Raw genomic sequence first — 22,776 nt, forward strand, 5'->3', positions numbered from 1 at the left:
ACAGCGACAACTGCCTCGACCCACCGGCACGACCCACCCCGGCATCGGCCGAGCGGAGTTCTCAGCCCGAGCACCGACCATCGGGTTCGTAGGCGAACATGAACATGCACATCCGGGCCACGCCCGTTGTCGCCGGGCGGCCCAGGAAGCCCGCACCCGGGCCGTAGTCGACGGGGACGCCGCGCCGAAGTCCGCACGGTTTGTGACAGTCACCGCGAAGGGCCGGCGGCTGGACACTGCCTCGCTCGAACGCGCCAGGATGCTCGTCGGCCTGAAAGGCTACGTCACCAACCTTCTTGTCTCCCTGATGGATCCGAGCGAGATCATCGGCAAGTATCACGAGTTGTGGCATGTCGAACAGTCGTTCCGGATGTCGAAGACGGATCTGCGGGCCCGGCCGATCTTCCACCGCACCCGCGATGCGATCGAGGCGCACCTGACGGTGGTGTTCGCGGCATTGGCGGTCTCCCGGGTGGTGCAGGAACGCAGCGGTCTCGCGATCGTCAAGGTCGTCAAACTGCTGCGTCCGCTGCGGTCGGCGACCATCGCGATCAACGGCACCCGACACATCTTCCCACCGCAGGTCGACGCCGACCTACAAGGACTGCTCGAACGGATTTCGGGGTCCTCACTCACGCACTAACGAAAGGAGCCAACTCGGGCGGCGGAGGACGGTCGAATGGTTTGCCGCTGTGGGACATCGCCGATACCGTTGCGGCGGTGGAACTGCCGTCTCTGAGCCCATCCGTCGAGGATCGGTTCAGCGGTGCCGCGGCACTGTCGAAGACCGGATCACTCGCTGCAGCAGGAACATCCGGCGGGTCCGTGCACCTGTGGATCTGGCGGACCCTGCAGCGCCGCAGTTCGCCGGGACAACCGAGGGCGTCGTCACGGTGTCGTCGGAGTGGTCGAGTTCGCTCCCGACCGACCCGTCGTGGCGGTAACGGCGACGGGGAACGCGAAAGTCGCGATCGTCGGCGCCTCCGATCTCGCTGCTCCGCGTGTCGTCGGCACCTTCGAAGCCGACAACTATCCGTACATGCTGTCGTGGCATCCCACTGCCGACATCGTGGCTGTAGCGAGTGCCGGCGGTCTCGTCGAACTGTGGGATCCTTCCGATCCCACCGACCCGACTCGGATCTCCGAGTCGTCCGGATTCGAGAGTCAGGCGCAGACGGTCGCGTTCGGTGGCGACGGAACGATCCTGGCCGCGGCGAGCACCGACCGCAGTGTGCGCCTGTGGGATGTCGCGGAGCCTGCCGCCCCACGCGAACTGGCACGGATCACCGGGCCGGCGGACGCGGTGTACTCGCTGCACTTCTCCCCCGACGGGGATCGTCTCGCGGCGGGCGTCGGCGACGGGTCGGCGTGGATCTGGGACGTCACCCGACCGGACTCCCCCATCACCCACGCGGTGCTCACCGCTTACGGAAGCCGTGTCTACGACGCCACCTTCGCGCACGACGGAGCGGTGCTCGTCGGAGGCGGTCCGGACCTTTCCGTGCGGCTGTGGCAACTCGATCCCGAGACCGTCGCGGCGACACTGTGTTCCACGGTCGGGACTCCGGTGACCGAGGACGAATGGGAACGGCACCTGCCGGGCGTGCCCTTCCGGCCGCCGTGCGGCGACACGGCATGAATCGGGAGGATCGGAAGATGTTCCGACCGAGCCGGATTCATCCGATTGCAGGATACGCACGCGCCGCGCGGTGTGGGAATGTCCAGGTGGGGGATTCAACGCATCGATCATCGGAGGAAGCATGTCTCGTATTCGCAGGTCGGGTCTGCGCGTGGTTCTGACGGCCGCCACGGTGGCGGCGGTCGCATTCGGTGCGCCCGTTGCCGCTTCGGCCGCTCCCACCGGCAGCGCCGGCAGCAACGATCTGCCGGGCAGTGTCGCCGATCTGCCCGGCAGCGTGTCCGAACTGCCCGGCAGCGTGGTGGATCTGGGCGGGCGCGCGATCGATCTCGGCAGTGCGATCCTGGGCAACGGGTCGTCGCTGCCGACGACGCAGAAGTGCGACCAGTCGCGGCAGTCCGGAGGGGAAGGTGTCACCAGCACCTACCACGAGCTGGGTCGCAGTGGTCCCACGTCGTTCCTGCTGGACTGGGAGACCTTCGACGTTCCCGACCGAATCCAGGTGTTCTACGGTGGTTCCCAGATCCACGACACCGGTCGTATCGGTGACAGCATCAACGAAGGCACCGGATCGGCTGTGGTGAACGTGCCGGCCGGGAGTGCGTCCTCGGTTCTCGTCCGAGTGACCGGTGAGCCCGGGACGGCGTGGGAGTACACGGTCAACTGCCCGATCCTCTGACGGTCAGATCCGTAGGGCGGTGAACGGCGCGACCGGGATGTTGCGCACGACGAACCACACCGCCGTCAGGACCAGCACGAGGTGCGGGGCCCACCGGTATCGTGTCCACCGCGGCATCGGTGTGCCCCGCACCCTGCTCCACGTCCACAGACCGAAGACCACGGTCAGCACGCCCAGCGCGACGAGACCGAGGGCGTTGTAGTGCAACGCTGCCGGTACGTCGAGATGGACGAGCGAGTACAGCATCCGTGACGAACCGCAACCGGGACAGAGGATTCCGAACAGCGAGTAGGTGGGGCACGGCGGAATGATCCCGCCCGGCGTGGTCGGGTCGGCCCACGCCACCGCGGCGCACACCGCGACCGCGCCCACGGCGATCGCCATGGGGGCTGCGAGCGCGCGCCTCGTCCTCATCGCACCGGGCGCTCCTCGAGCCGGGCGCGCACCCCGGGCCATTCGTCGTCCGTGAGGGAGAACAGGGCGGTGGTCCGCCAGCTGCCGTCACGGCGCCTGCGGTGCTTGCGGAGCAGACCCTCCTCGGTGGCGCCGAGCCGGCGCAGGGCGTCGCGTGAACGGGTGTTGCGTTCGTCGGCGTGCCAGGTCACGCGTACGGCCCCGAGGTCGTCGAAGGCGCGCTGCAGCAGAAGCAGTTTCGACTCGCTGTTCACGTGGGTCCGCTGCACTCGGGTCGACAGCCAGGTGTAGCCGATCACCAGTGTGCGGTGGGCCGGTTCGAGGAGGTAGTAGGACGTCGACCCCAGCACCTCACCGGTCGCCTTGTCGACGATCGCGTAGGGCAGCCGGGACGGATCGGCCACGGCCTGGCGCACGAACGTGCGCGCGTCGTCGAGGTCGCGGATCACGAGGTGCGTCCAGGCGAAGATCGTGTCGGGATCGTCGGCGGCCTTCAGCAGTCCTTCGGCGTGCGCGTCGTCGAGGGGCTCGAGTCGGATCCGGGGACCCTCGAGGAGGGGATGTTCCGTCCAGTTGTCGTTCATCGCGTTCTCCCGGTCGTCGTCGGACGGCGAGCGTAGTCCGTCCGTTCCGTCTTCTGCCACGGAGTTCTGGGTGGGACGCGCAGGAAGACGAAGAACAGCACGACCAGCAGGACCGCGCGTCCCCACACCCCGATGTGGACGAGGGTGAGCGGCACGGCCATGTCCGCTTCGCCGGCGGTCGCGGCGAACCACCGGAAGATGCCGATGCCGATGGCGAGATCGGCGAGGAGATAGGCGGCGACGAGCCCCCACGGCACGCGCAGCAGGATCAGCAGCGGCAGCAGCCACAGCGTGTACTGCGGTGAGTGCACCTTGTGGAAGAGCATGAACCCGCACAGCATCGCGGCACCGGTACCGAGCCAAGGATAGATGCCGTCGCGGAGGTATCGGCGCCATCCGAGCCACAGTGCGAGCGCGAACGACAGCGCGATCAGCGTCGGCGACAGCTGGGCGACGAGGTCGTTGTACTGGGGGGTGTTCTCGTATTCCTGGTAGCCGCCCATCAACGGCCGCAGACCCCAGTACCAGATCGAATTGCTGGTCCCGTCCGCTTCCCGGTTCTGCTGGAAGGCGAACGACGCCCGCCAGCCCTCGTAGCCGAGGATCGCGAAGGGCAGGTTGATCGCGGCGACCGTCGCCGCCGCCGTGCCCGCGACGGCGAGGGCGCCGGGGACGTCCCGCTTCCGGTCGGGTGAGCTCCCGCCGGTGAGGACGTAGGCGATGAGCGGCAGCACGAAGATGCCCGGATAGAGCTTGAGACAGAAGCCCACGCCCAGCAGTAGCGCGGCGACCACTCCGCGGGTCCGCAGCGACCAGCGTTCGATCGTCAGCACCGCGACGGCGGCGACGGTGACCGCCACGACCGGCAGGTCCCAGTTGAGGAAGGCGTAGAGCACGATCGGCGGAGTGAGCGACCACAACAGCGCCGCCCATCCCGCCATCCGGGCGAGCAACCACGCGGTGATCAGCCCGAAGGGGGCGAGCAACAGCGCCGACTGCAGGAGGAACTCCGCGTCGGTGTGGGCACCGATCGCTCCGATCCACATGAGCACCCCGCTGAGCACGGGATATTCGACGGTGCCTCCGGTCAGTGCCCCCGACGAGGTGATGCCCCCGTCGACGAAGGGGAAGACGTGGAGGTTGATGCCGCGGCCGATCCACAGCTGCTGGATGTCGGAATAGCAGACGTCGGCGTCCTTGATGTCCTCGAACCGCAGCGTGCGGCCCTCGGCGTCGAAGGTGGGGCCGGCGCACCGGGCCTTGTTCAGGTAGCCGAAGCACATCATCACCGCGCACGTCAGGACGGCGACGAGCGAGACGGTCCCGGAGCTCGTGCGCATGCCCTCACCCTAGGACAAATCCCCTGCCCGCGACGGTCGGCGATTTCGCTGGTCGCCGGGCCGTCGTGTACCCTTCATGGGTTGCTGACGCAACGACCCTCCTGTCACGGAACGTCCGTGACCGTTCACAGTCCATAGGAGGTGATGAGGTCTTATGCGTCATTACGAATTGATGATCATCCTGGACCCCAGCCTGGACGAGCGCACCGTCGCTCCCTCGCTGGAGACGTTCCTCAACGTCATTCGCCAGGAAGGCGGCAAGGTCGACAAGGTCGACGTGTGGGGTAAGCGCCGTCTCGCCTACGAGATCGCCAAGAACAGCGAAGGCATCTACGCGGTGATCGACATCAGCGCGACGCCTGCTGCCGTTGCAGAGCTGGATCGCCAGCTCGGCCTGAACGAGTCGGTGCTCCGCACCAAGGTTCTGCGCCACGGCAAGTGAGCCTGTCGGCGCCGGGCCGTAGGCTCTGGCGCATCAGGACTCCCCACACTGCAGGAGGAACCACATGGCAGGCGACACCGTCATCACCGTGGTCGGCAATCTGACCGCCGACCCCGAACTGCGTTTCACCCCCGCGGGTGCTGCGGTTGCGAACTTCACCGTCGCATCCACGCCCCGCGTGTTCGACCGTCAGTCCAACGAATGGAAGGACGGCGAGGCTCTGTTCCTGCGCTGCAACATCTGGCGTGAGGCAGCGGAGAACGTGGCCGAGAGCTTGACTCGCGGCTCGCGTGTGATCGTGCAGGGCCGGCTCAAGCAGCGCAGCTACGAGACGCGTGAAGGCGAGAAGCGCACTGTCGTGGAGCTCGAGGTCGACGAGATCGGCCCCTCGCTCCGTTACGCCACGGCCAAGGTCACCAAGGCCGGTCGCGGTGGCGGTGGCGGAGGCTTCGGTGGTTCCTCCGGTGGATCGGGCGGTGGCCGTCCCGCTCAGAACACGAACGTCGGCGGAGACGACCCGTGGGGCGACGCCCCGCAGTCGGGCTCCTTCGGCGGTTCCGGGGACGACGAGCCTCCGTTCTGATCCGACCTCGATCGGAACATCCAAAATTACGGAGAACGACCATGCCTAAGTCGCCCGCGCGCGAGAAGGTTTTGAAGAAGAAGGTCTGCACCTTCTGCAAGGAAAAGAACGTGCAGATCGATTACAAGGACACGACGCTGCTGCGCAAGTACGTCAGCGATCGCGGCAAGATCCGCGCTCGCCGCGTCACCGGCAACTGCGTGCAGCACCAGCGCGACGTCGCTGTTGCTGTCAAGAACTCTCGTGAGGTGGCTCTGCTCCCTTACGTCTCGACGACTCGCTGAGGAAAGGGAGGGACACGATGAAGCTCATCCTTACTGCTGACGTGGACAACCTCGGTGCGCCTGGCGACACCGTTGAGGTCAAGGACGGCTACGGCCGCAACTACCTGCTGCCCCGCGGCCTGGCGATCGTCGCCACCCGCGGTGCCCAGAAGCAGGTCGAGGGCATCCGCCGTGCTCAGGAGGCTCGCGCCGTGCGTGGCCTCGAGCACGCCCAGGAGCTCAAGGCCGCCATCGAAAGCCTCGAGGACGTCTCGCTGAGCGTCAAGACCTCGAGCGACTCGGGCAAGCTGTTCGGCTCGGTCACCGCTGCCGATGTCGCCGGTGCTCTCAAGGCTGCCGGTGGCCCGGTTGTCGACAAGCGCATCGTCGAGCTGCCCAAGGCTCACATCAAGGCGACCGGCAAGCACCAGATCGTCGTGAAGCTGCACCCGGACGTCACCGCGAAGTTCACGCTGAACGTCGTGGCTGCCTGATTCCGGCCCCGAGGAGCCCCGCGCCTGGTCGGCGTGGGGCTCCTCGTCGTCTGTGCACAGCCTGTGGATAAACCGGGGGGTAAACCACACCGTTGTGACTCCTCGGAATGTCGTTCGGGGAACGAATGGGTGAACACGCCCGGCCCTCCGACACGCCGAAATTCTTTTTCTCCACAGGTGTGAACAGGCATTTTTCCGTTCCTACCTGCAGTTATGGGAGATGTGAGATGTGTTGTCCCCAGGTTGTACACATCCGGTGCACAAGGCTGTCCTCCTCTTTCCACAATTCATCCCCAACTGTGTGCACAACCCGAGTTGTGGCGGGTCATCCGGATCCCTAACGTCGGGCGCACGACTCCACACACAGGATGTCGGTAGGGGCGAGTAGAACCGGACACGAAACCCCGGGTACCGACACCGGGAGTGCGTGCAGGTATCCGCCGGAGCACAGCGCGCCGGACGGGGACATGTGGAGGAAGGCAGGCACTGCAGTGGCCGTCGTTGACGATCGTGGAAATCCCGAATATTCGGGACCTCCCGAGGAACCGAGTGGAGACTTCGGTCGACAGCCCCCTCAGGATCTCGTGGCCGAGCAGTCCGTGCTCGGCGGCATGCTGCTGAGCAAGGACGCCATCGCCGACGTCCTCGAAGTGCTGAGGCCCGGCGACTTCTACCGTCCGGCCCACCAGGCCGTGTACGACGCGATCCTCGATCTCTACAGCCGTGGCGAACCCGCCGACCCGGTCACCGTGTCGGCCGAGCTCGACCGGCGCGGCGAACTCAAGCGTCTCGGCGGAGCCGCCTATCTCGTCACGCTCACCCAGACCGTCCCCACCGCGGCCAATGCCGGCTACTACGCCGAGATCGTCGCCGAGAAGGCCGTCCTGCGTCGTCTCGTCGAGGCGGGCACGCGCATCGTCCAGTACGGCTACGCCGGCGCCGACGGCCAGGACGTCGCCGAGATCGTCGACCGCGCGCAGGCGGAGGTCTTCGAGGTCGCCGAACGACGCACCACCGAAGACTTCGTGCCGCTCGAAGAACTCCTGCAGCCCACGATGGACGAGATCGACTCCATCGCCAGCCGCGGCGGTATCTCCCTCGGCGTGCCCACCGGCTTCGCCGAACTCGACGAGCTCACCAACGGGCTGCACGCCGGCCAGATGATCATCGTCGCCGCGCGTCCCGGTGTGGGTAAGGCCCTCGCGCTCGACACTCCCCTGCCCACCCCCACCGGCTGGACCACGATGGGCGAGGTCGGTGTGGGCGACGAACTCCTCGGCGCCGACGGCCGCCCCGTCCGCGTCCTCGCCGCCACCGAGGTCATGCACGGCCGTCCGTGCTTCGACGTCGTGTTCTCCGACGGCACCGTGATCGTCGCCGACGAGCAGCACCAGTGGCGCACCGGCGACGGCGCGATCCGCACCACGGGCGAACTCGCCGCCACCGCCGACGCCGGGCACACCGTCGCGAACACCGAGGCACTGTCGTTCCCGGCAACCGAGCTGCCCGTCTCCCCCTTCACGCTCGGTGCGTGGCTCGGCGGCCCGTCGTCCGATCCCGAACTGCACATGCGTATCGACGGCGAAGGTGGTTTCACGAGCGCCCTCGTCGCGCTCGGCGCCCACATCCCCGCCGAATACCAGCGGGCATCCGAACCGCAGCGTCGCGAGCTCCTCGCGGGTCTGCTCGACGCCGGTGGAGAGATCGACCACGACGGCACCATCCGGTTCGTCGGCTCGTCCGAGCGACTGACGCAGGGCGTCGCCGAACTCCTGTCGGGCCTCGGTTACGCACCGGTGCTCGACGGCACCGAGATCGCCTTCACTGCCGACGACGACGTCTTCGTCCTGCCCAGCAAGGCCGTGCGGCACAAGGAATGCCGCGCCACCGTGCCGCGCGAACGCCGCATCGTCGCCGTCCGCCCGGTCCCCTCGGTCCCGGTGCGGTGCGTCGAGGTCGACGGCGACCACATGTACCTCGCGGGTCGCGCGATGGTGCCCACGCACAACTCCACGCTGAGCATGGATTTCATGCGGTCGTGTTCCATCAAGCACGGCATGGCGTCGGTCATCTTCTCGCTCGAGATGGGCAAGACCGAGATCGTCATGCGTCTGCTGTCCGCGGAGGCGAAGATCAAGCTCGGCGACATGCGATCCGGACGGATGACCGACGACGACTGGACGCGTCTCGCCCGTCGCATGAGCGAGATCAGCGAAGCGCCGTTGTTCATCGACGACTCGCCGAACCTCACGATGATGGAGATCCGCGCAAAAGCGCGGCGGCTCAAGCAGAAACACGACATCCGTCTCATCGTCATCGACTACCTGCAGCTCATGTCGTCCGGCAAGAAGGTCGAGTCGCGTCAGCAGGAGGTCTCCGAATTCTCGCGTAGCCTCAAGCTTCTCGCGAAGGAACTCGAGGTTCCGGTCGTCGCGGTGTGTCAGCTCAACCGTGGTCCCGAGCAGCGCACCGACAAGCGGCCGCAGGTCTCCGACCTCCGTGAGTCGGGCTGCCTGCCGGCGTCCACGCGCATCATGCGCGCCGACACCGGTGCCGAGGTCACGCTCGGCGAGCTGCTCGAGTCGGGCGAACAGCCCCTCGTGTGGTCGCTCGACGAACGCATGCGGATGGTCGTCCGGCCTATGGTGAAGGTCTTCCCCAGCGGCCGTAAGGAAGTCTTCCGGTTGGAGCTTGCCTCGGGGCGTCGTGTCGAAGCCACCGCGAACCATCCCTTCCTCACCATCGACGGCTGGATGCCGTTGGGCGAGTTGGTCGCCGGTGAGCGTGTCGCAGTGCCGCGTGCGGTGCCCGCACCCCTCGACGTGATACCCGCATCCGACGACGAGGTGGCAGCTCTCGCGGACACCGCCGTGGCCGGCCGACTGATCCCCACCCGCGCGTTCTCGCTCCCCAAGGAGCAGGTCGCCGAGCTCGTCTGCCACATCTGGGAAGACAGCGGTGAGGTCGCATGGGACGCAGGCGCTGCCGCCGCCGTCGTCCGCTACCGGTCGGCGGATCGTCGTCTCGCCGACGACCTCGCGCGCCTGCTCCTGCGCATCGGCGTGTTCGCGCGGATCACCGATGCCGGCGAGGGCTGTGACCTCACGGTCACCGGGGCGGAGAACCAGGCGGTCTTCCTCCACGACGTGGGCAAGCACGGAACCGCGGCGCAGTGGGTCCTGGCGCAGCTCGGACCGAAGCTCGTCAAGCACAGCCCCGACACCGTCACCCCCGAGATCGAAGCCGAGCTCGGCGAATTGCTCGCCGTCGAGCAGCTCGCTCCGATCGGGCCGGTCGCGTCCGCCACCCCGCGCACCACCGAGGGTGCACGCTCGCGGCTCGCCCGGGTCGCCGATGTCCTCGACACGGCCGACATCGACATGGTCGCCACCAACAACGTGTTCTGGGACGAGATCGTCTCCGTCACGAGTCTCGGCGAGCAGGACGTCTACGACGGAACGGTGCCCGGCACACACAATTTCGTCGCCGACGGCATCGCGGTGCACAACAGCCTCGAGCAGGACGCCGACATGGTCATCCTGCTGCACCGCCCCGACGCGTTCGAGCGCGACGACCCGCGTGGTGGCGAGGCCGACCTCATCGTCGGCAAGCACCGTAACGGCCCGACCGCGACCATCACCGTTGCCCACCAGCTGCACCTGTCGCGGTTCGTGGACATGGCGCGCGGCTGATACGAGTCGTCGCCCCGCCCGGCGGCGGGGCGACAGATCGTGTCCCGAGGACGTGGAACCTTCGGCGAAAGACGTTCAGCAGCAGGTAGGTGCGGCTCCTGTCGTCGAAGGTTCGTTCTGGCGCTCGTCTGCCGTGCCCGCGGTGCAGCACGCCACGTCGCCGGTCTCTCGCGGGCTGTCGAGATGCTGCGGGCTCGACCCGAAGGTCTCCGAATCTGCGAGGACGGTGTACACCTCCCACTTCTCCCCTGCCGGCCCGGTGACCCACGCCTTGTCCTGAGTGGCGTAGCAACAGGTCGTGCCGATCTCCTCGTCGGCGAACAGGCCCGCCTCGGTCAAGCGGGCGATCTCGGTGTGCACCTTCTCGGACGAGTCGACCTCGACCCCGAGGTGGTTGATCGTGCCGCCCTTGCCCGGGTTCTCGAACAGCACCAGCTTCAACGGTGGATCGGCGATCGCGAAGTTGGCGTAGCCCGGTTCGAGCTTGGCCGGCTCGGTGCCGAACAGTGCCGTATAGAAGGCGACCGCTTCGGACAGGTCCTCGACGTTGAGGGCGAACTGGATGCGTGACATGACTGCCTCCACCTGTGTGACATATATCGAATTACCTCTCACAGGATGCTCCTGCATTTCGACATATGTCAAGAAGGTAGTTAGGCTCGAATCATGCCGAAAGCTCTACCCGTGATCGATGTCCGCGCTCCGATCTGCTGCGAGCCGGTATCGGCCGCGCCGATGAGCGACGACGCCGCCCTCGAGGTCGCGTTGCGGCTGAAGGCCCTGGCCGACCCGGTGCGCATCAAGCTCATGTCGATCCTGCTCACCGCCGACGAAGGTGCGGTGTGCACGTGCGATCTCGCCGCCGGTGTGGATCTGGCGGAATCCACGGTGAGCCATCACCTCGGGCAACTGCGCAAGGCGGGCATGGTCGAATCCGAACGACGCGGGATGAACGTCTATCACCGTGCCCGCTCCGAGTCCCTCGAGGCGCTCAGGGTCGTCCTGGATCCGAACTGCTGCCGCTGACGGTCGCAGACATATCCTCGAGATGGAGAAGCGGCGAGGAAGGTAGTGATGACGTTCATTAAGATGTGCGGACTGCAGGACGAGGCGACGGTCGATCTCGCCGTCGAACTGGGCGTCGACGCGGTCGGTTTCGTCCTCGTGAAGAGCCCTCGTCGCATCTCTCCCGACCGGGCCGCGACGCTCCGCACCCGCGTGCCGGCGGGAACACTCGCCGTCGGCGTCTATGTGAATGCGTCCCTCGACGAGATCATTGCGACGGCCCGGGCTGCGAATCTCGATCACGTCCAGGTGCACGACCTGCGATCGCCCGACGACGTGCGCGTGCTGCACGACGCGGGATTCACGGTGATCCGCGCGATCAACACCGGAGGAGCCGAGGCGCTGTCGGAGGACTTCGGCGCCGACCTGTTGCTCGTCGACGGCGCAGTCGCCGGTGCCGGGAAGACATGGGACTGGCAGGACCGCAGTGCCCTGCCGTCCGGCCGGTGGGTCCTTGCGGGCGGGCTGAACCCCGACAACGTCGAGAGGGCACTTTCCACGTCCGGGGCGTGGGGTGTCGACGTCTCCAGCGGCATCGAGGCCGAGCGCGGCGTCAAGGATCCGGGTCTCATGCGGGCGTTCGCGCAGGCGGTCCGGAGAAACGCCTCGGAGTGACCCGTCCGGGGGATCCGGCGGCGTCAGTGCGCGGCGTCGGCCTTCTTCCGCCGCGGGATCAGGTGCATGATCAGCACGACGATCGCACCGACGACCAGGCCCACCAGAGCGGATGCCACGGTCCCCGCGGTCCACGACAGCACGCCGCCGAATCCGCCGTGCACGAGCTCGCCGAACCAGTGCTCGAGATCGTGCAGACGATCCGCAGGCCAATGGAATCCGGCCTCGCCGACGTTGACGAGCAGGATGTGCCCACCGACCCACAGCATGGCGGCGATGCCGACCACGGTGAGAACGGTCATCAGCTTCGGCATCGCCGTCACGAGACCGCGACCGACGCGCTGAGCGAAAGTGGACTTCCGTTTCGCGAGCGCCAGGCCGACGTCATCCATCTTCACGATCAGGGCGACCACGCCGTACACCAGGACGGTAATGAGGACGGCGACGACGATGAGGACGAGCAGGCGGGTCAGGAAGGGTTCGTCCTCGACCGAGGCCAGCGAGATCACCATGATCTCGGCGGACAGGATCAGGTCGGTGCGGATCGCGCCGCCGATCATGGCCTTCTCGAACTCGGGACCCTTCTCCGCTGCGGTGGCCTCTTCTTCGTGGTGGCCGCCGGTGAGCGCTTCGTAGACCTTCTCGGCGCCCTCGTAGCAGAGGAACAGACCACCGGCGATGAGCAGATACGGCAGGGCCTGCGGGAGGAACTGACTCAGGATCATCGCGACCGGCAGGATGATCAGGAGCTTGTTGCGGATCGACCCGATCGCGATCTTGCGGATGATCGGCAGTTCGCGATCGGGGGTGAACCCGTGCACGTAGCGGGGGGTGACGGCCGTGTCGTCGACCACCACGCCCGCTGCCTTGACGCTCGCCCTGCCGGCTGCGGCGCCGATGTCGTCTATGGATGCCGCGGCTGCCTTCGCAAGTACCGCGACGTCGTCCAGAAGGGCGACGAGACCACCAGCCACGGGAACCTCCCACAGTTCGGCTGCACCGAGCCGATCGACCGACACGCGATTACGAGTCGTCTCGGAACGCTACCGGACCTGCGACGACGTGCAACGCGGTGTCCGGAGCATGTCGGGGACGACTTCGTCCACACCGAGCGCCCTACGCGGACGCCCGGCGTGACAGGCCTGTGGGTACCCGGTGGATGCGGTTACCGAACTCGATCATGCCGGCGACGTCAGTTCGGCGATCAACGCCTCGACCTTCGCCCGGATCTCGTCACGGATCGGACGCACGGCGTCGATTCCTCGTCCGGCCGGGTCGTCGAGCACCCAGTCCCGGTAGGACGTACCGGGGAATACCGGGCAGGTGTCGCCGCATCCCATCGTGATCACGACGTCGGAGGCCTGCACGGCGTCGGCGGTGAGGATCTTCGGGTTCTCGCCGGAGATGTCGATTCCGACCTCGGCCATCGCCGCGACCGCAGCAGGGTTCACCTCCTCGGCGGGTGCGGACCCGGCGGAACGGACTGTGATGCGGTCCCCCGCGAGACGGCTCAGGAACCCGGCGGCCATCTGGGACCGACCGGCATTGTGCACACACACGAACAACACCGACGGGACCGTGGTCACGACGCACCTCCGGCGCGTGCGGCGAAACGTGTGCGCAGAGCCAGAGCCACGTACACGAGTGCGACGAGGACGGGCACTTCGATGAGGGGGCCGACGACTCCCGCCAGTGCCTGCCCGGACGCGACCCCGAACGTGCCGATCGCGACGGCGATGGCGAGCTCGAAGTTGTTGCCCGCGGCGGTGAAGGCGAGTGTGGTGGTGCGTTCGTAGCCGAGTCCTACTGCAGCGCCGAACAGATACCCGCTCCCCCACATGATCGCGAAGTACGCCAGCAGGGGCAGCGCGATGCGTACGACGTCGAGTGGTCGCGAGGTGATCTGTTCACCCTGCAGCGCGAACAGGACCACGATGGTGAACAGCAGTCCGTACAGCGCCCACGGTCCGATGCGCGGCAGGAAGGTCTGCTCGTACCAGCTGCGGCCCTTGGCCTTCTCGCCGAATCGACGAGTGAGGAAACCGGCGACGAGCGGGATCCCGAGGAAGATCAGCACGGATTTCGCGATCTCCCACGGGGAGACGTCGAGACCGGTCTGCTCGAGGCCGAGCCATCCGGGCAGCACCGACAGGTAGAACCAGCCGAGAGCGGCGAACATGATCACCTGGAAGACCGAGTTGATCGCGACCAGCACGGCTGCGGCTTCCCGGTCGCCGCACGCGAGGTCGTTCCAGATGATCACCATCGCGATGCAGCGCGCGAGGCCGACGATGATCAGACCGGTGCGGTATTCGGGCAGATCCGGCAACATCAGCCACGCGAGCGCGAACATCAGTGCGGGACCGACGATCCAGTTGAGGATCAGCGACGAGATCAACAGGGTGCGGTCGCCGGTGACCGTGTCGAGACGGTCGTAGCGCACCTTCGCCAGCACCGGGTACATCATGATCAGCAAGCCGAGGGCGATCGGCAGCGAGATCCCGTCGATCTCGATGAAACCCAGGGCTTCTCCGAGTCCGGGAATCGTGCGGCCGAGCAGCAGGCCGACGACGATGGCGGTGCCGATCCACACGGGAAGGAAGCGGTCGAGTGTCGACATCCTGCCCATCACGGGAGTGTCCACCGCAGTTCGCTCACTCATGCGGGTACCTCGATCGACTCGATCCCGAGTACATCGGAGAGTTGCCGTAGTGCAGCCGGAACCACCCAGTAGTACACCCAGGTGCCGCGACGCTCGCACTCGAGCAGGCCTGCCTCGCGCAGAACTCTGAGGTGGTGCGAGATCGTCGGTTGGGACAGATCGAACGATCCCGAGATGTCGCATACGCACGCCTCACCGCCGGCATGACTCGCGACGAGCGACAGCAACCGCAGACGCACCGGATCGCCGAGGGCCTTGAACATCCGGGCGAGGCCGACGGCGCGATCGCCCGTCAGGGGTTCGCGCACGAGCGGAGAGCAACACGCGTCGTCACTCACGAGATCTTGATTCGACACACGTCTATATTGACAGATGTCGAAGCCGTCCACGGATCCGGGTGGTGAGGCCGTCCGGATCGGACACGCAACAATGGCGGCATGGCCAACTCGCCGTCCGGTGACTCGATGCTCGATCGCGTCGTTCGCATCCTCGAGTCGTTCGACGACACCCAGCCCCGCCTGACCGTCGGGAGTCTTGCCCGCAGGTCCGGCATCCCGCAGGCCACGGCCTATCGGCTCGTCGGCGAGTTGGTGCAGCACGGTCTGCTCACCCGGGACGACGACGGGCGGGTGCGGCTCGGTCTGCGCCTGTGGGAACTCGTCGCGCGCAGCGCACCCGCGCGCGATCTGCGGGAGGCGGCACTGCCCTTCCTGCAGGACGTGCAGTCGGTGGTGCACCAGCACACCCAGCTCGCGGTCCTGCAGGACGACGAGGTTCTCGTCCTCGAACGGCTGTCGGCATCCGATTCGGTGGTCAACCAGGCGTCGGTCGCGCGCCGGCTCCCCGTCCACGACACGTCGCTGGGCATGTCGATGCTCGCGTTCTCGCCTGCGGAGGTGCAGGAGTCCTATCGGCGACGACATCCCGAAGTGGAGAGGCGGTTCGCTGCGACGACGAGAGATTTCCGGCGCGCGCTCGCGGAGGTCCGCCGACGGGGCTATGCGCGCTTCGACGGTGTGCTCGACGAGGGCACCACGGGCATCGCGGTCCCCGTCCTCACGCGGTCGGGTCATGCCCTGGCGGCGCTCGGCGTGGTGGTCCCCACCGGCGCGTCCCGGCAGCAGGCCGTCGTGCCCGTCCTCATGGCCGCGGCCCGCGGTATCGCGCGCGGAGTGGGTGAGCGACCGCCGGACTGACCCGACCGTTTTCTCATTGAACGAGAAGACGACGTGTGCGGTGGGTGACGCGCACGACACTCGACGGGACGCGAATCGGATACGCGCAGCGAAGGACGAACACATGAACGCAACCCGTACGGTCGTCAGCACCGAGGTCGGCATCGTCGGCGGCGGCCCGGCAGGTCTCATTCTCTCCCACCTCCTCGCGAAGGCGGGGATCGACAATATCGTCGTCGAGAAGCGTGATCACGAGACCATCCGGACCACCCACCGTGCGGGCATCCTCGAGCACGGCTCGGTGTCGCTGCTCACCGAGAGCGGAGTCGACACCCGTGTCCTGAACGAAGGGCACCGCCACGACGGCATCGATCTGCGCTTCGGAGGCGAGAGCCACCGCATCGATTTCCGGGACCTCGTGGGTGAGTCGGTGTGGTTGTATCCGCAGAACGAGGTTTTCGTCGACCTGGCCGCCTCGCGCGAACGCGACGGTGGCGATGTGCGCTACAGCGTTTGCGACACAGAGGTTCTCGACATCACCACCGACACACCCAAGATCCGGTTCACCGAATCCGACGGCACGCCGGTCGAGATCCGGTGCCGATTCCTCGTCGGAGCCGACGGATCACAGAGCATCTGCCGCAAGGCGATTCCGGGGGACGTCCGTACCGATCACTTCATCGAGTACCCCTTCGCATGGTTCGGGATCCTCACCGAGGCTCCGCCGAGTGCGCCAGAGTTGATCTATGCGCGTTCGGATCACGGATTCGCCCTCATCAGCCAGCGCAACGAGTCGGTGCAGCGGATGTACTTCCAGTGCGATCCGTCCGAGGACGCGTCGGCGTGGAGCGAGGACCGGATCTGGGACGAACTGCAGCGGCGTGTCGACGGCCCCGACGGTTTCGAACTGAAGCGCGGCCGGATCTTCGAGCAGATGGTCCTGCCCTTCCGTTCGTACGTGTGCGAACCGATGCGGCACGGAAACCTCTTCCTGGCAGGCGATGCCGGCCACACCGTTCCGCCGACCGGTGCCAAGGGACTCAACCTCGCCCTGGCCGACGTCCGGGTGCTCTTCCGCGCGCTCGACTCGTTCTTCTCCACCGGCTCGTCCGACCTGCTCGACGCCTACAGCGACACGGCGCTGCAGCGCGTGTGGAAGGCGCAGAACTTCTCGTACTGGATGACCTCGATGCTCCACACCCGTGAGGACGCAACGTCGTTCGAGAACAAGCGGGCGCTGGGTGAACTCGCCGGGGTCGTCGGTTCCCGGTACGGGCAGCAGTATCTCGCGGAGGCGTACACGGGCTGGCCCGACCGCTGATCGTCAGGGCGTGCGGGCCAGGAGTTCGTCGAGCCGATCGAGAACCCGCCTGTTGAGGAGGGTGCGGTTGCCCATCTCGCAATGCCCACCCGCACCCTCGGCGTCGGTGAACGGGATGAGAGTCACCGTGTCGCCGAGCCGATCTCCGAATGTTCCCGCACCGCGTGCGAGGGCATCGCTCTCGGCCGCCGTCACCACGACCGGGCACGAGATGCGTTCCCCGACCTCGTCGAGCGTGTACTCGTTCAGTGCCGCGAACAGTTCCCGGATGTCCGAGACTCCGTTGACCCAGAATCCGCGCGAGACGAGTTTCCAGCGCAGCGACGGATCCGCCTGCACCGCAGCCATGATCGCGTCGGCGTCCTGCGTGTGCATCGAGAGAGGATCGTCCAGGACCTCGGGGGACAGGCCGAATGCTGCCCCGAGGGCCCGGGTGCCGGCCGCGACGCTCCACTGACCGGGATCGGCGACCACCGCTGCCAGGCGATGCTCACCGGACGCTGCGCGCGGCGCGAGATACCCCCCGAGACTCCATCCGCTCAGGACGATGCGTTCGGGGTCCACGATGGGGGAGGCCGTCGCATGATCGATCACCGCGCGCACGACCACTTCCCAGTCCGGGCGCATCGGCATGTTCTGCTTGTAGAGCATCTCGCCCTGGCCCGGTCCGTCGAACAGGAGACAGTGGTAGCCGCGTCGCAGTGCTGCAACCGCCGACGCGAAGTACATGTCGGTGATCGTGGCGTCGTATCCGTTGGTGAAGACGATGAGCGGCCGCACGCTGTTCTCGTGGCCGGGTGCGGGGATCAGGTAGCCCGGCAACGTGGTGTCCTCGAACGGAATCCTGGCAGCCTCGACGGGTGTGTCCCCGATCGCCAGCCCGGCATCGAAGGCCGCGACCTGCTTGTCGAAGGCGGCGATCAGACGTGGGTCGACGGGAGATCCGTACAGCGGGTGGTAGGCGGTCGCGTAGTAGGCGCTCGCCCGCAGGAACAACTCGCGTGCCGAGTCGTCGTGCCCGGCGGTCGCGCAGGACTCCGCTTCGGCGACGAGACGGTCCCCGCTCTCGACCCACGCCCGGTAGAAGTCCCCGTCGTCCCCGTCCCCCACCTGCCGGGCCACTGCGGCGATCTCGCCGAAGTCGGCACCGCCGTAGGGGATGTAGGCCAGCGGCCAGGTTCCGAACTCGTCGTGCAGATGATCGTGGAACAGCAGACCCATGCCGGTGCTCCTTCGAGCCGAGGTTCGCGGATCGGGATTCTCTTTGCACGGTGACGGCACGACGACGTCACCGATACCCGAATCAGCGGATTTCACCCTCGATTTCGTCGAACAGGAGTCCGAGCACCGTGTGCACGGCCGGATTGGGATCGTTCCGCCGCCATGCGGCGCGCAGATCGACGTCGGGTGTCGGCTCGTCGACCGGGACGAAGGCGACGTGCGGGTCGTCGACGTTCGCGGCGACGGACGCCAACGTGAGGTGGCTCTGCAGTCGCAGAGGGATAACCGTTTGCGTATTCAATGTGCATTTCGTAGGTTCGTGGCCTACGAAATGCACATTGGAAGGTTGTACGGACTGTGAGCATGACACGGGGAACACCGCTGCCGGCGGAGCTGGCGCGATCCGCGATGCGAACCTTCCGGCCCCAGGACGTAGCGCACGTATACGCGCATCCCCGACCGGAACTGGCACGCCTCACCGATAAAGGCCTTCTTCACAGAGTCGCCCCCGGCTACTACATCGTCGTCCCGCAAGATCAGGTGGGACGTCACTGGGTTCCCGGCCTCGAAGCTGCAGCAGCAGGGATCGCCTCGGCAATCTACGGCGCCGACCACATTGCACTGATGGGTGTCAGCGCAGCCCGATTGCTAGGGGCGATTCCACGTGCACTGGCCACCGCGGTCCTCACGGTTCCTCGTGCTCACAGACCCATCGAGCTGAGCGATCGCGACGCCACGGTGCGGTTTGTGCAGCGTGACACCAGCGTGCTCGATGTAGAGCGGGTGGAGACATCGCTCGGAGCTGCACTCGTCACAAGTCCTGAACAGACACTGCTCGACCTCGCCCGCCGGCCACTTCTCGGTAACGCAGAGAACGAGATCCCGGCTGCGGTCGCAAACCTGTACCGTCGCAGCGACCCTGAACGACTCGAACAGCTGGCCAGACCTCAGCGTCTCGTCGCCGCATTGCGGCGCGCCGAGATATGGGCGGGAGTGCACCCGTGAACTTCGACGAACGTGACGCTGTTGCCGCCCGGTTCGGGGTCTCACCGGAACAGGTTGAGCGTGACCACCTCATATCTCACGTGCTCGCCGCGATTGCGGATCGATTCGCCGACCGTGTGCACTTCATCGGCGGCACCGCGCTCGCACGCACCCATCTCCCCCATGGTCGCCTCAGCGAAGACATCGACCTCGTTGCCTTGGGCAACCGCACCACGCTGGCCACCGAGCTCGACGCTGCACTCGTACGTGCCGTCGCGCGCACCCATGGCCGGTTGATCTGGGGACCAACGCTTGCTGAGATCAAAGACACCGAGGCCGCGAATCTCCGCACCACCACCGGCCTGTCCATCAAGATCCAGTTGCTGTCGTCGCGAGATCGCACCGTGTGGCCTGCAGAAACCCGAGATCTGGAACAGCGCTACAGCGACGCGCCGCGGGCAACGTTGACGGTGCCGACCTTGGCCGCGTTTGCAGCGGCCAAGACCGCGACATGGCACGATCGACGCGCGCCGCGTGACCTGTGGGATCTGTGTGCATTGGCCGAGATCGGGGTCAAGTCCCGTGAGGTGGTGTGCGAGGTCGTCGCGTGATTCCTCATCGTCATCAGGTGGGCAACTCCACCTGCGGAAGCGGCGTGTGGATGGACTCCTGCCTGCGGGGCGCGCTTGCCTGTCCTGTTAGACGATCGGATGATCCCCAAACAGCACACCCCGAAACGGTCCGGCGCTCGATCGTGTCCTGGGAAGACGGCCGTCCGACCGTCCTGTTTATCCGTCCTGCATGTCAGTCTCATACAGCTGACCCAAACAGCACGGTGGTCGCCGTCATGGACGGAATCCTGATCGGCTATGCCTGTCGAGATGTAGTGAAGATTAGCGAGATGGACCCGACAGATTAACTGGATGCTGCGAGGTCTGTGCGCCCGACCTGCGTTCTCCCGGGTGCTGTGAACATGCCACGGTCTATGTAGAAGCGCCGCCCCCGTCGAACCACTGGTCTGCCTTGCGCAGCACGGAGAGCGGAGGTGGGCGGACGCCACCGGACCGGTGATCGGGCCGCGTGCGTACACAAACCTGCGGTTCATGGGTGTTCGGCTACCGGAGGCGGGAGCGGTCGAGCAGCTCGGCGACGTCGAGCAGTTCCGGCGGGTTCATGTGCTGGCGCGGCAGGACGTGCACGCCCGCAGCGGTGACCCACACGGTGCCGGCTCCGTCGATGGTGACATCCGGGCGGGGACTGCGGATCGGGGTGCTCGAGATCGGCTCCCAGGTGACCGGATCGAGGCGGGTGAACAGCCAGTATTGGTGGTGATCGGCCGGATACACGGCCGGTCCCGGCAGTGGCCACCACCGCCCACGGCCGGAACCGTCCGGGGGATGGCCGACGATCCAGAGCAGATTATCGATCTGTCCGCCGCCGAGGACATGATCAGGCAGCGAGTTCGGCGGGGCGAGGGTGAGATCGTCGAGTATCCGATAGGCGGAGGTGCCGTCGACGATCGTCGGTGGAAGACCGGTCAGAAACGGCCGATAGGACGTCATGGCGGTTTCCAGCGGCGGACCGACGGTTATCGTGCCGTGCAGATCGACCCGGACCAGGCGCGCCGCTCCGAGCGCGCCGGTGCTCGGGTCACGCCGGCGAAAGAGCAGGACAAACCCACCTTCGCAGGTCGTCATCGATTCGAGGTCGCCCCACTGCTCGGCAGGGTGCCTCACCAGGTCCTGTCCCGGGCGAGCGAGGATCAGCTCGGCGGTGCCGCGGTCCGGCACCGCCACGGCGAGCAGGGTCTGGGCATGGGCTGCGCCGTCTCGAATCGGTGTGTCGGTGATCGCCTCGACGGTGCCGCCCCGGGTGCAGTGGAAGATTCCGTCCCAGCCGCCCACCCAGCAGCCGTCGGTGTGTGCCCATACCGAGCGGGTGCGATTAGCCGGCGGAGTATCGAAGATCTGCCCGGGCACGATGTACTCGCGCACGCGCCGGCTGGCGTCGAGATGCACAACCAGGGGCAGCTCACGGTCGGCGATCCACAGGTCCGACTCGTGCGCGGAGATCGCGGCGGGGACCACGCTCGGCCGCAGCGGCGGTGGTGGCACATCGGTCAAGTCGAGATCCACCAGCACGCCCACCTCGTGGATGCGTTCGACCAGCGGGTCGGGGCCGGTGGGCCGGGCAACATGGGCGAACGATCGCGGGGAGGCGGTGACCTGCCGGTAGCGACGGGTGCCCGGCACCGGCCGGAACGGCGAGTGCGGCTGATCGACCTCGCGCCGGTACCGATCGGATGCGACGCGAATACGCCTGACCCGGCCGCGGATCCGCCCGGTGGTGGCGTAGGACAAATCACCGATCAGCCGGCCGGTGACCTCGACCTGACCGAGCACCGGACGACGGGTATACCAGGTGGCCGTCCAACCCACACCGCGCAGCAGCACGGTCCAGTCCCACCACTGCCGTCCGTCCCCGGGCCTCTGCAACGCGGGTTTTCCCGAGTGCAGGGGCTCGGCCACAGCGCGAAGCGTGACGATCGACGGATCCGCCGGATCGGCAAATATCTCCTCGAACAACAACGGAAACACCGCGACGGCACCGACATCCGGGGGTGGTGTCTCCCCGTCTTCGATCGACACAGCGGTCACCAACACCGGCAGCTGAGTCTGCGGACGCCACACCTGGTCGGGCTCTGTCACCCTGACAGCGTGCCCGAGACGCTGCCGCCGCGCACGATCGGCGATGCAGCCGGCCGAGTCGTGCATTCTGCACGAGTACTGCCGACACGCCCGCGATCCGTCAATGTGCAGCGGCGTGTCCGGCCAGTCTTCGCTGCATCTCTACAGCAGGTGTAGGTTCTACGAGCCAGTATCGGTTTCCGTATTCGTGTCGGTGAACCTTCTCATCTCGGCGTTTCCCCAGTTCAGAGGTAGAGGCGCAGTGAGATGAGGACGGAATGTCTGTGGACTTCGACAAGCTCGCAAGCATCCCTGGCATGAGCTTGGAACCGAGCAGGTCCAGAGCTGCACTTGCACTACTGACGACTTTCAGCGAGAACCTCCATTGTCGACTCTCCCGTCCAGGAGTGTTTCTGGGAATCGGCTGGGGCCTTCAACTCAGTTGTTCGTGCAAGTTCGGAAGGCCCAACTGGGTTGTTCGCCAGATCAATCGAGAACCAAAGATTTGATCAAATAGTGTCGGTAGCGGGTTCTCGTCCGGGCCCCATTCCGCGATCCTGGCAGCTGAAGTGTCAGTTTCCAGAAATGATTCCTTACAGGAAGGGATGAACCCCGCCATCCCATCGCAGGAGGGGTAGAAATTTGATCAAATGTTGGTAGTCTCGGCACATCCTCGCTGTCATCATCGAGCTGAACTCTCGTTGTGGAAGGAGTTGCTGATATGAGGGAAGACATCCTCGGCCGGTCCCGCGTGGAGGACACCGACGAGTTGGTGCAGTTCTACCGCCGGCTCGAGACGATGGGCGCCGGAGCGTTGTGGACGGTGGCCAACGACATCGAGCCGTGGTATCCACAACCGAAATCGGTGCCGATGCTGTGGCGCTATGAGCAGCTGCGACCGTCGGTGCTCGAATCG

General features: G+C 66.4%; 24 protein-coding genes and 2 pseudogenes. 15 read left to right on the forward strand and 11 right to left on the reverse strand.

Annotated elements, in window-relative coordinates:
- Nucleotides 1-136: 136 nt before the first annotated feature.
- The 3 genes and pseudogenes from ACPCXD_RS12310 to ACPCXD_RS12320 all read left to right on the forward strand — a co-directional run.
- Nucleotides 137-643, forward strand: a pseudogene (locus tag ACPCXD_RS12310) (IS1634 family transposase); the annotation flags it as partial.
- A gap of 261 nt (nt 644-904) precedes the next feature.
- Nucleotides 905-1,639 carry a WD40 repeat domain-containing protein gene (locus ACPCXD_RS12315; RefSeq protein ID WP_423659745.1) on the forward strand — a complete coding sequence of 245 codons (735 nt, stop codon included), beginning with the start codon at nt 905-907 and terminating at the stop codon, nt 1,637-1,639.
- Nucleotides 1,640-1,760: 121 nt separating this feature from the next.
- A complete protein-coding gene (locus tag ACPCXD_RS12320) occupies nt 1,761-2,318 on the forward strand; it encodes a hypothetical protein (RefSeq protein ID WP_145690423.1) in 558 nt (185 codons plus the stop codon).
- A gap of 3 nt (nt 2,319-2,321) precedes the next feature.
- Here the strand turns inward: ACPCXD_RS12320 and ACPCXD_RS12325 are convergent, their stop codons facing one another.
- The 3 genes from ACPCXD_RS12325 to ACPCXD_RS12335 are packed head-to-tail and all read right to left on the reverse strand — an operon-like array spanning nt 2,322 to nt 4,656.
- Nucleotides 2,322-2,702, reverse strand: a complete 381-nt coding sequence (locus ACPCXD_RS12325) for a DUF2752 domain-containing protein (RefSeq protein ID WP_016692176.1) — start codon at nt 2,700-2,702, stop codon at nt 2,322-2,324.
- 26 nt (nt 2,703-2,728) lie between these two features.
- Complete coding sequence (locus ACPCXD_RS12330) at nt 2,729-3,316, reverse strand: GNAT family N-acetyltransferase (protein ID WP_423659747.1); 588 nt, start codon at nt 3,314-3,316, stop codon at nt 2,729-2,731.
- On the reverse strand, nt 3,313-4,656 hold the full coding sequence (locus ACPCXD_RS12335) for a glycosyltransferase 87 family protein (RefSeq protein ID WP_016692174.1): 1,344 nt from the start codon (nt 4,654-4,656) through the stop codon (nt 3,313-3,315). Before ACPCXD_RS12335 ends, ACPCXD_RS12330 begins: the two co-directional genes overlap by 4 nt.
- Before the next feature lie 154 nt (nt 4,657-4,810).
- Here ACPCXD_RS12335 and rpsF point away from each other — a divergent pair, with 154 nt between their 5' ends.
- The 5 genes from rpsF (at nt 4,811) to dnaB (ending at nt 10,130) form a co-directional block, all read left to right on the forward strand.
- Nucleotides 4,811-5,098: a 30S ribosomal protein S6 gene (rpsF, locus tag ACPCXD_RS12340; protein ID WP_006550802.1), complete on the forward strand. Its 288-nt coding sequence runs from the start codon at nt 4,811-4,813 to the stop codon at nt 5,096-5,098.
- 64 nt (nt 5,099-5,162) lie between these two features.
- Nucleotides 5,163-5,681, forward strand: coding sequence for a single-stranded DNA-binding protein (locus ACPCXD_RS12345; protein ID WP_006550801.1), 519 nt, complete (start codon nt 5,163-5,165; stop codon nt 5,679-5,681).
- Between the two features lie 41 nt (nt 5,682-5,722).
- The gene (rpsR, locus tag ACPCXD_RS12350) at nt 5,723-5,965 is read left to right on the forward strand and encodes a 30S ribosomal protein S18 (RefSeq protein ID WP_006550800.1); all 243 of its coding nucleotides are present in this window, start codon (nt 5,723-5,725) and stop codon (nt 5,963-5,965) included.
- 17 nt (nt 5,966-5,982) lie between these two features.
- Entirely contained in the window at nt 5,983-6,438 is a 456-nt protein-coding gene (rplI, locus tag ACPCXD_RS12355) for a 50S ribosomal protein L9 (protein WP_088896956.1), read from the forward strand.
- Nucleotides 6,439-6,929: 491 nt separating this feature from the next.
- Nucleotides 6,930-10,130, forward strand: a complete 3,201-nt coding sequence (gene dnaB / locus ACPCXD_RS12360; protein ID WP_423659750.1) for a replicative DNA helicase — start codon at nt 6,930-6,932, stop codon at nt 10,128-10,130.
- Between the two features lie 75 nt (nt 10,131-10,205).
- Here the strand turns inward: dnaB and ACPCXD_RS12365 are convergent, their stop codons facing one another.
- Complete coding sequence (locus tag ACPCXD_RS12365) at nt 10,206-10,703, reverse strand: ArsI/CadI family heavy metal resistance metalloenzyme (RefSeq protein WP_085468795.1); 498 nt, start codon at nt 10,701-10,703, stop codon at nt 10,206-10,208.
- A 93-nt stretch (nt 10,704-10,796) separates the two neighbouring features.
- Here ACPCXD_RS12365 and ACPCXD_RS12370 point away from each other — a divergent pair, with 93 nt between their 5' ends.
- Together ACPCXD_RS12370 and ACPCXD_RS12375 are read left to right on the forward strand one after the other, a co-directional pair.
- Complete coding sequence (locus ACPCXD_RS12370; protein ID WP_026061130.1) at nt 10,797-11,156, forward strand: Rv2640c family ArsR-like transcriptional regulator; 360 nt, start codon at nt 10,797-10,799, stop codon at nt 11,154-11,156.
- Between the two features lie 48 nt (nt 11,157-11,204).
- Entirely contained in the window at nt 11,205-11,810 is a 606-nt protein-coding gene (locus ACPCXD_RS12375) for a phosphoribosylanthranilate isomerase (RefSeq protein WP_016692166.1), read from the forward strand.
- Between the two features lie 23 nt (nt 11,811-11,833).
- On the opposite strand, the gene ACPCXD_RS12380 is transcribed toward ACPCXD_RS12375, so the two are convergent.
- The 4 genes from ACPCXD_RS12380 to ACPCXD_RS12395 form a co-directional block, all read right to left on the reverse strand.
- Nucleotides 11,834-12,784 (reverse strand): DUF808 domain-containing protein, encoded by a 951-nt coding sequence (locus ACPCXD_RS12380; protein WP_174479605.1) that lies wholly within the window; start codon nt 12,782-12,784, stop codon nt 11,834-11,836.
- A 204-nt stretch (nt 12,785-12,988) separates the two neighbouring features.
- Nucleotides 12,989-13,396, reverse strand: a complete 408-nt coding sequence (locus ACPCXD_RS12385; protein WP_059381871.1) for an arsenate reductase ArsC — start codon at nt 13,394-13,396, stop codon at nt 12,989-12,991.
- Nucleotides 13,393-14,472 carry an ACR3 family arsenite efflux transporter gene (gene arsB / locus ACPCXD_RS12390; RefSeq protein WP_106200956.1) on the reverse strand — a complete coding sequence of 360 codons (1,080 nt, stop codon included), beginning with the start codon at nt 14,470-14,472 and terminating at the stop codon, nt 13,393-13,395. Before arsB ends, ACPCXD_RS12385 begins: the two co-directional genes overlap by 4 nt.
- On the reverse strand, nt 14,469-14,828 hold the full coding sequence (locus ACPCXD_RS12395; protein WP_059381869.1) for an ArsR/SmtB family transcription factor: 360 nt from the start codon (nt 14,826-14,828) through the stop codon (nt 14,469-14,471). The genes arsB and ACPCXD_RS12395 overlap by 4 nt, the downstream gene beginning before the upstream one ends.
- 81 nt (nt 14,829-14,909) lie before the next feature.
- Between ACPCXD_RS12395 and ACPCXD_RS12400 the strand changes: the two genes are divergently transcribed.
- The gene (locus tag ACPCXD_RS12400; protein ID WP_088896985.1) at nt 14,910-15,668 is read left to right on the forward strand and encodes an IclR family transcriptional regulator; all 759 of its coding nucleotides are present in this window, start codon (nt 14,910-14,912) and stop codon (nt 15,666-15,668) included.
- Between the two features lie 103 nt (nt 15,669-15,771).
- Nucleotides 15,772-16,968 (forward strand): 4-hydroxybenzoate 3-monooxygenase, encoded by a 1,197-nt coding sequence (locus ACPCXD_RS12405; RefSeq protein WP_423659754.1) that lies wholly within the window; start codon nt 15,772-15,774, stop codon nt 16,966-16,968.
- Between the two features lie 3 nt (nt 16,969-16,971).
- Here ACPCXD_RS12405 and ACPCXD_RS12410 read toward each other — a convergent pair whose 3' ends face one another.
- Both ACPCXD_RS12410 and ACPCXD_RS12415 read right to left on the reverse strand, forming a co-directional pair.
- Entirely contained in the window at nt 16,972-18,189 is a 1,218-nt protein-coding gene (locus ACPCXD_RS12410) for an alpha/beta hydrolase (RefSeq protein ID WP_423659756.1), read from the reverse strand.
- Nucleotides 18,190-18,271: 82 nt separating this feature from the next.
- Complete coding sequence (locus tag ACPCXD_RS12415; RefSeq protein WP_216359287.1) at nt 18,272-18,490, reverse strand: type 2 periplasmic-binding domain-containing protein; 219 nt, start codon at nt 18,488-18,490, stop codon at nt 18,272-18,274.
- A gap of 62 nt (nt 18,491-18,552) precedes the next feature.
- Between ACPCXD_RS12415 and ACPCXD_RS12420 the strand changes: the two genes are divergently transcribed.
- Entirely contained in the window at nt 18,553-19,194 is a 642-nt protein-coding gene (locus ACPCXD_RS12420; RefSeq protein WP_423659775.1) for a type IV toxin-antitoxin system AbiEi family antitoxin domain-containing protein, read from the forward strand.
- Nucleotides 19,191-19,784: a nucleotidyl transferase AbiEii/AbiGii toxin family protein gene (locus ACPCXD_RS12425; protein WP_423659758.1), complete on the forward strand. Its 594-nt coding sequence runs from the start codon at nt 19,191-19,193 to the stop codon at nt 19,782-19,784. Before ACPCXD_RS12420 ends, ACPCXD_RS12425 begins: the two co-directional genes overlap by 4 nt.
- A 504-nt stretch (nt 19,785-20,288) precedes the next feature.
- Here ACPCXD_RS12425 and ACPCXD_RS12430 read toward each other — a convergent pair.
- Complete coding sequence (locus ACPCXD_RS12430) at nt 20,289-21,881, reverse strand: hypothetical protein (RefSeq protein ID WP_253249965.1); 1,593 nt, start codon at nt 21,879-21,881, stop codon at nt 20,289-20,291.
- Between the two features lie 700 nt (nt 21,882-22,581).
- Here ACPCXD_RS12430 and ACPCXD_RS12435 point away from each other — a divergent pair.
- A pseudogene (locus ACPCXD_RS12435) lies at nt 22,582-22,776 on the forward strand (cupin domain-containing protein); the annotation flags it as partial.

Source organism: Rhodococcus sp. AB351 (assembly GCF_049538275.1).
Classification (GTDB): Bacteria; Actinomycetota; Actinomycetes; order Mycobacteriales; family Mycobacteriaceae; genus Rhodococcus.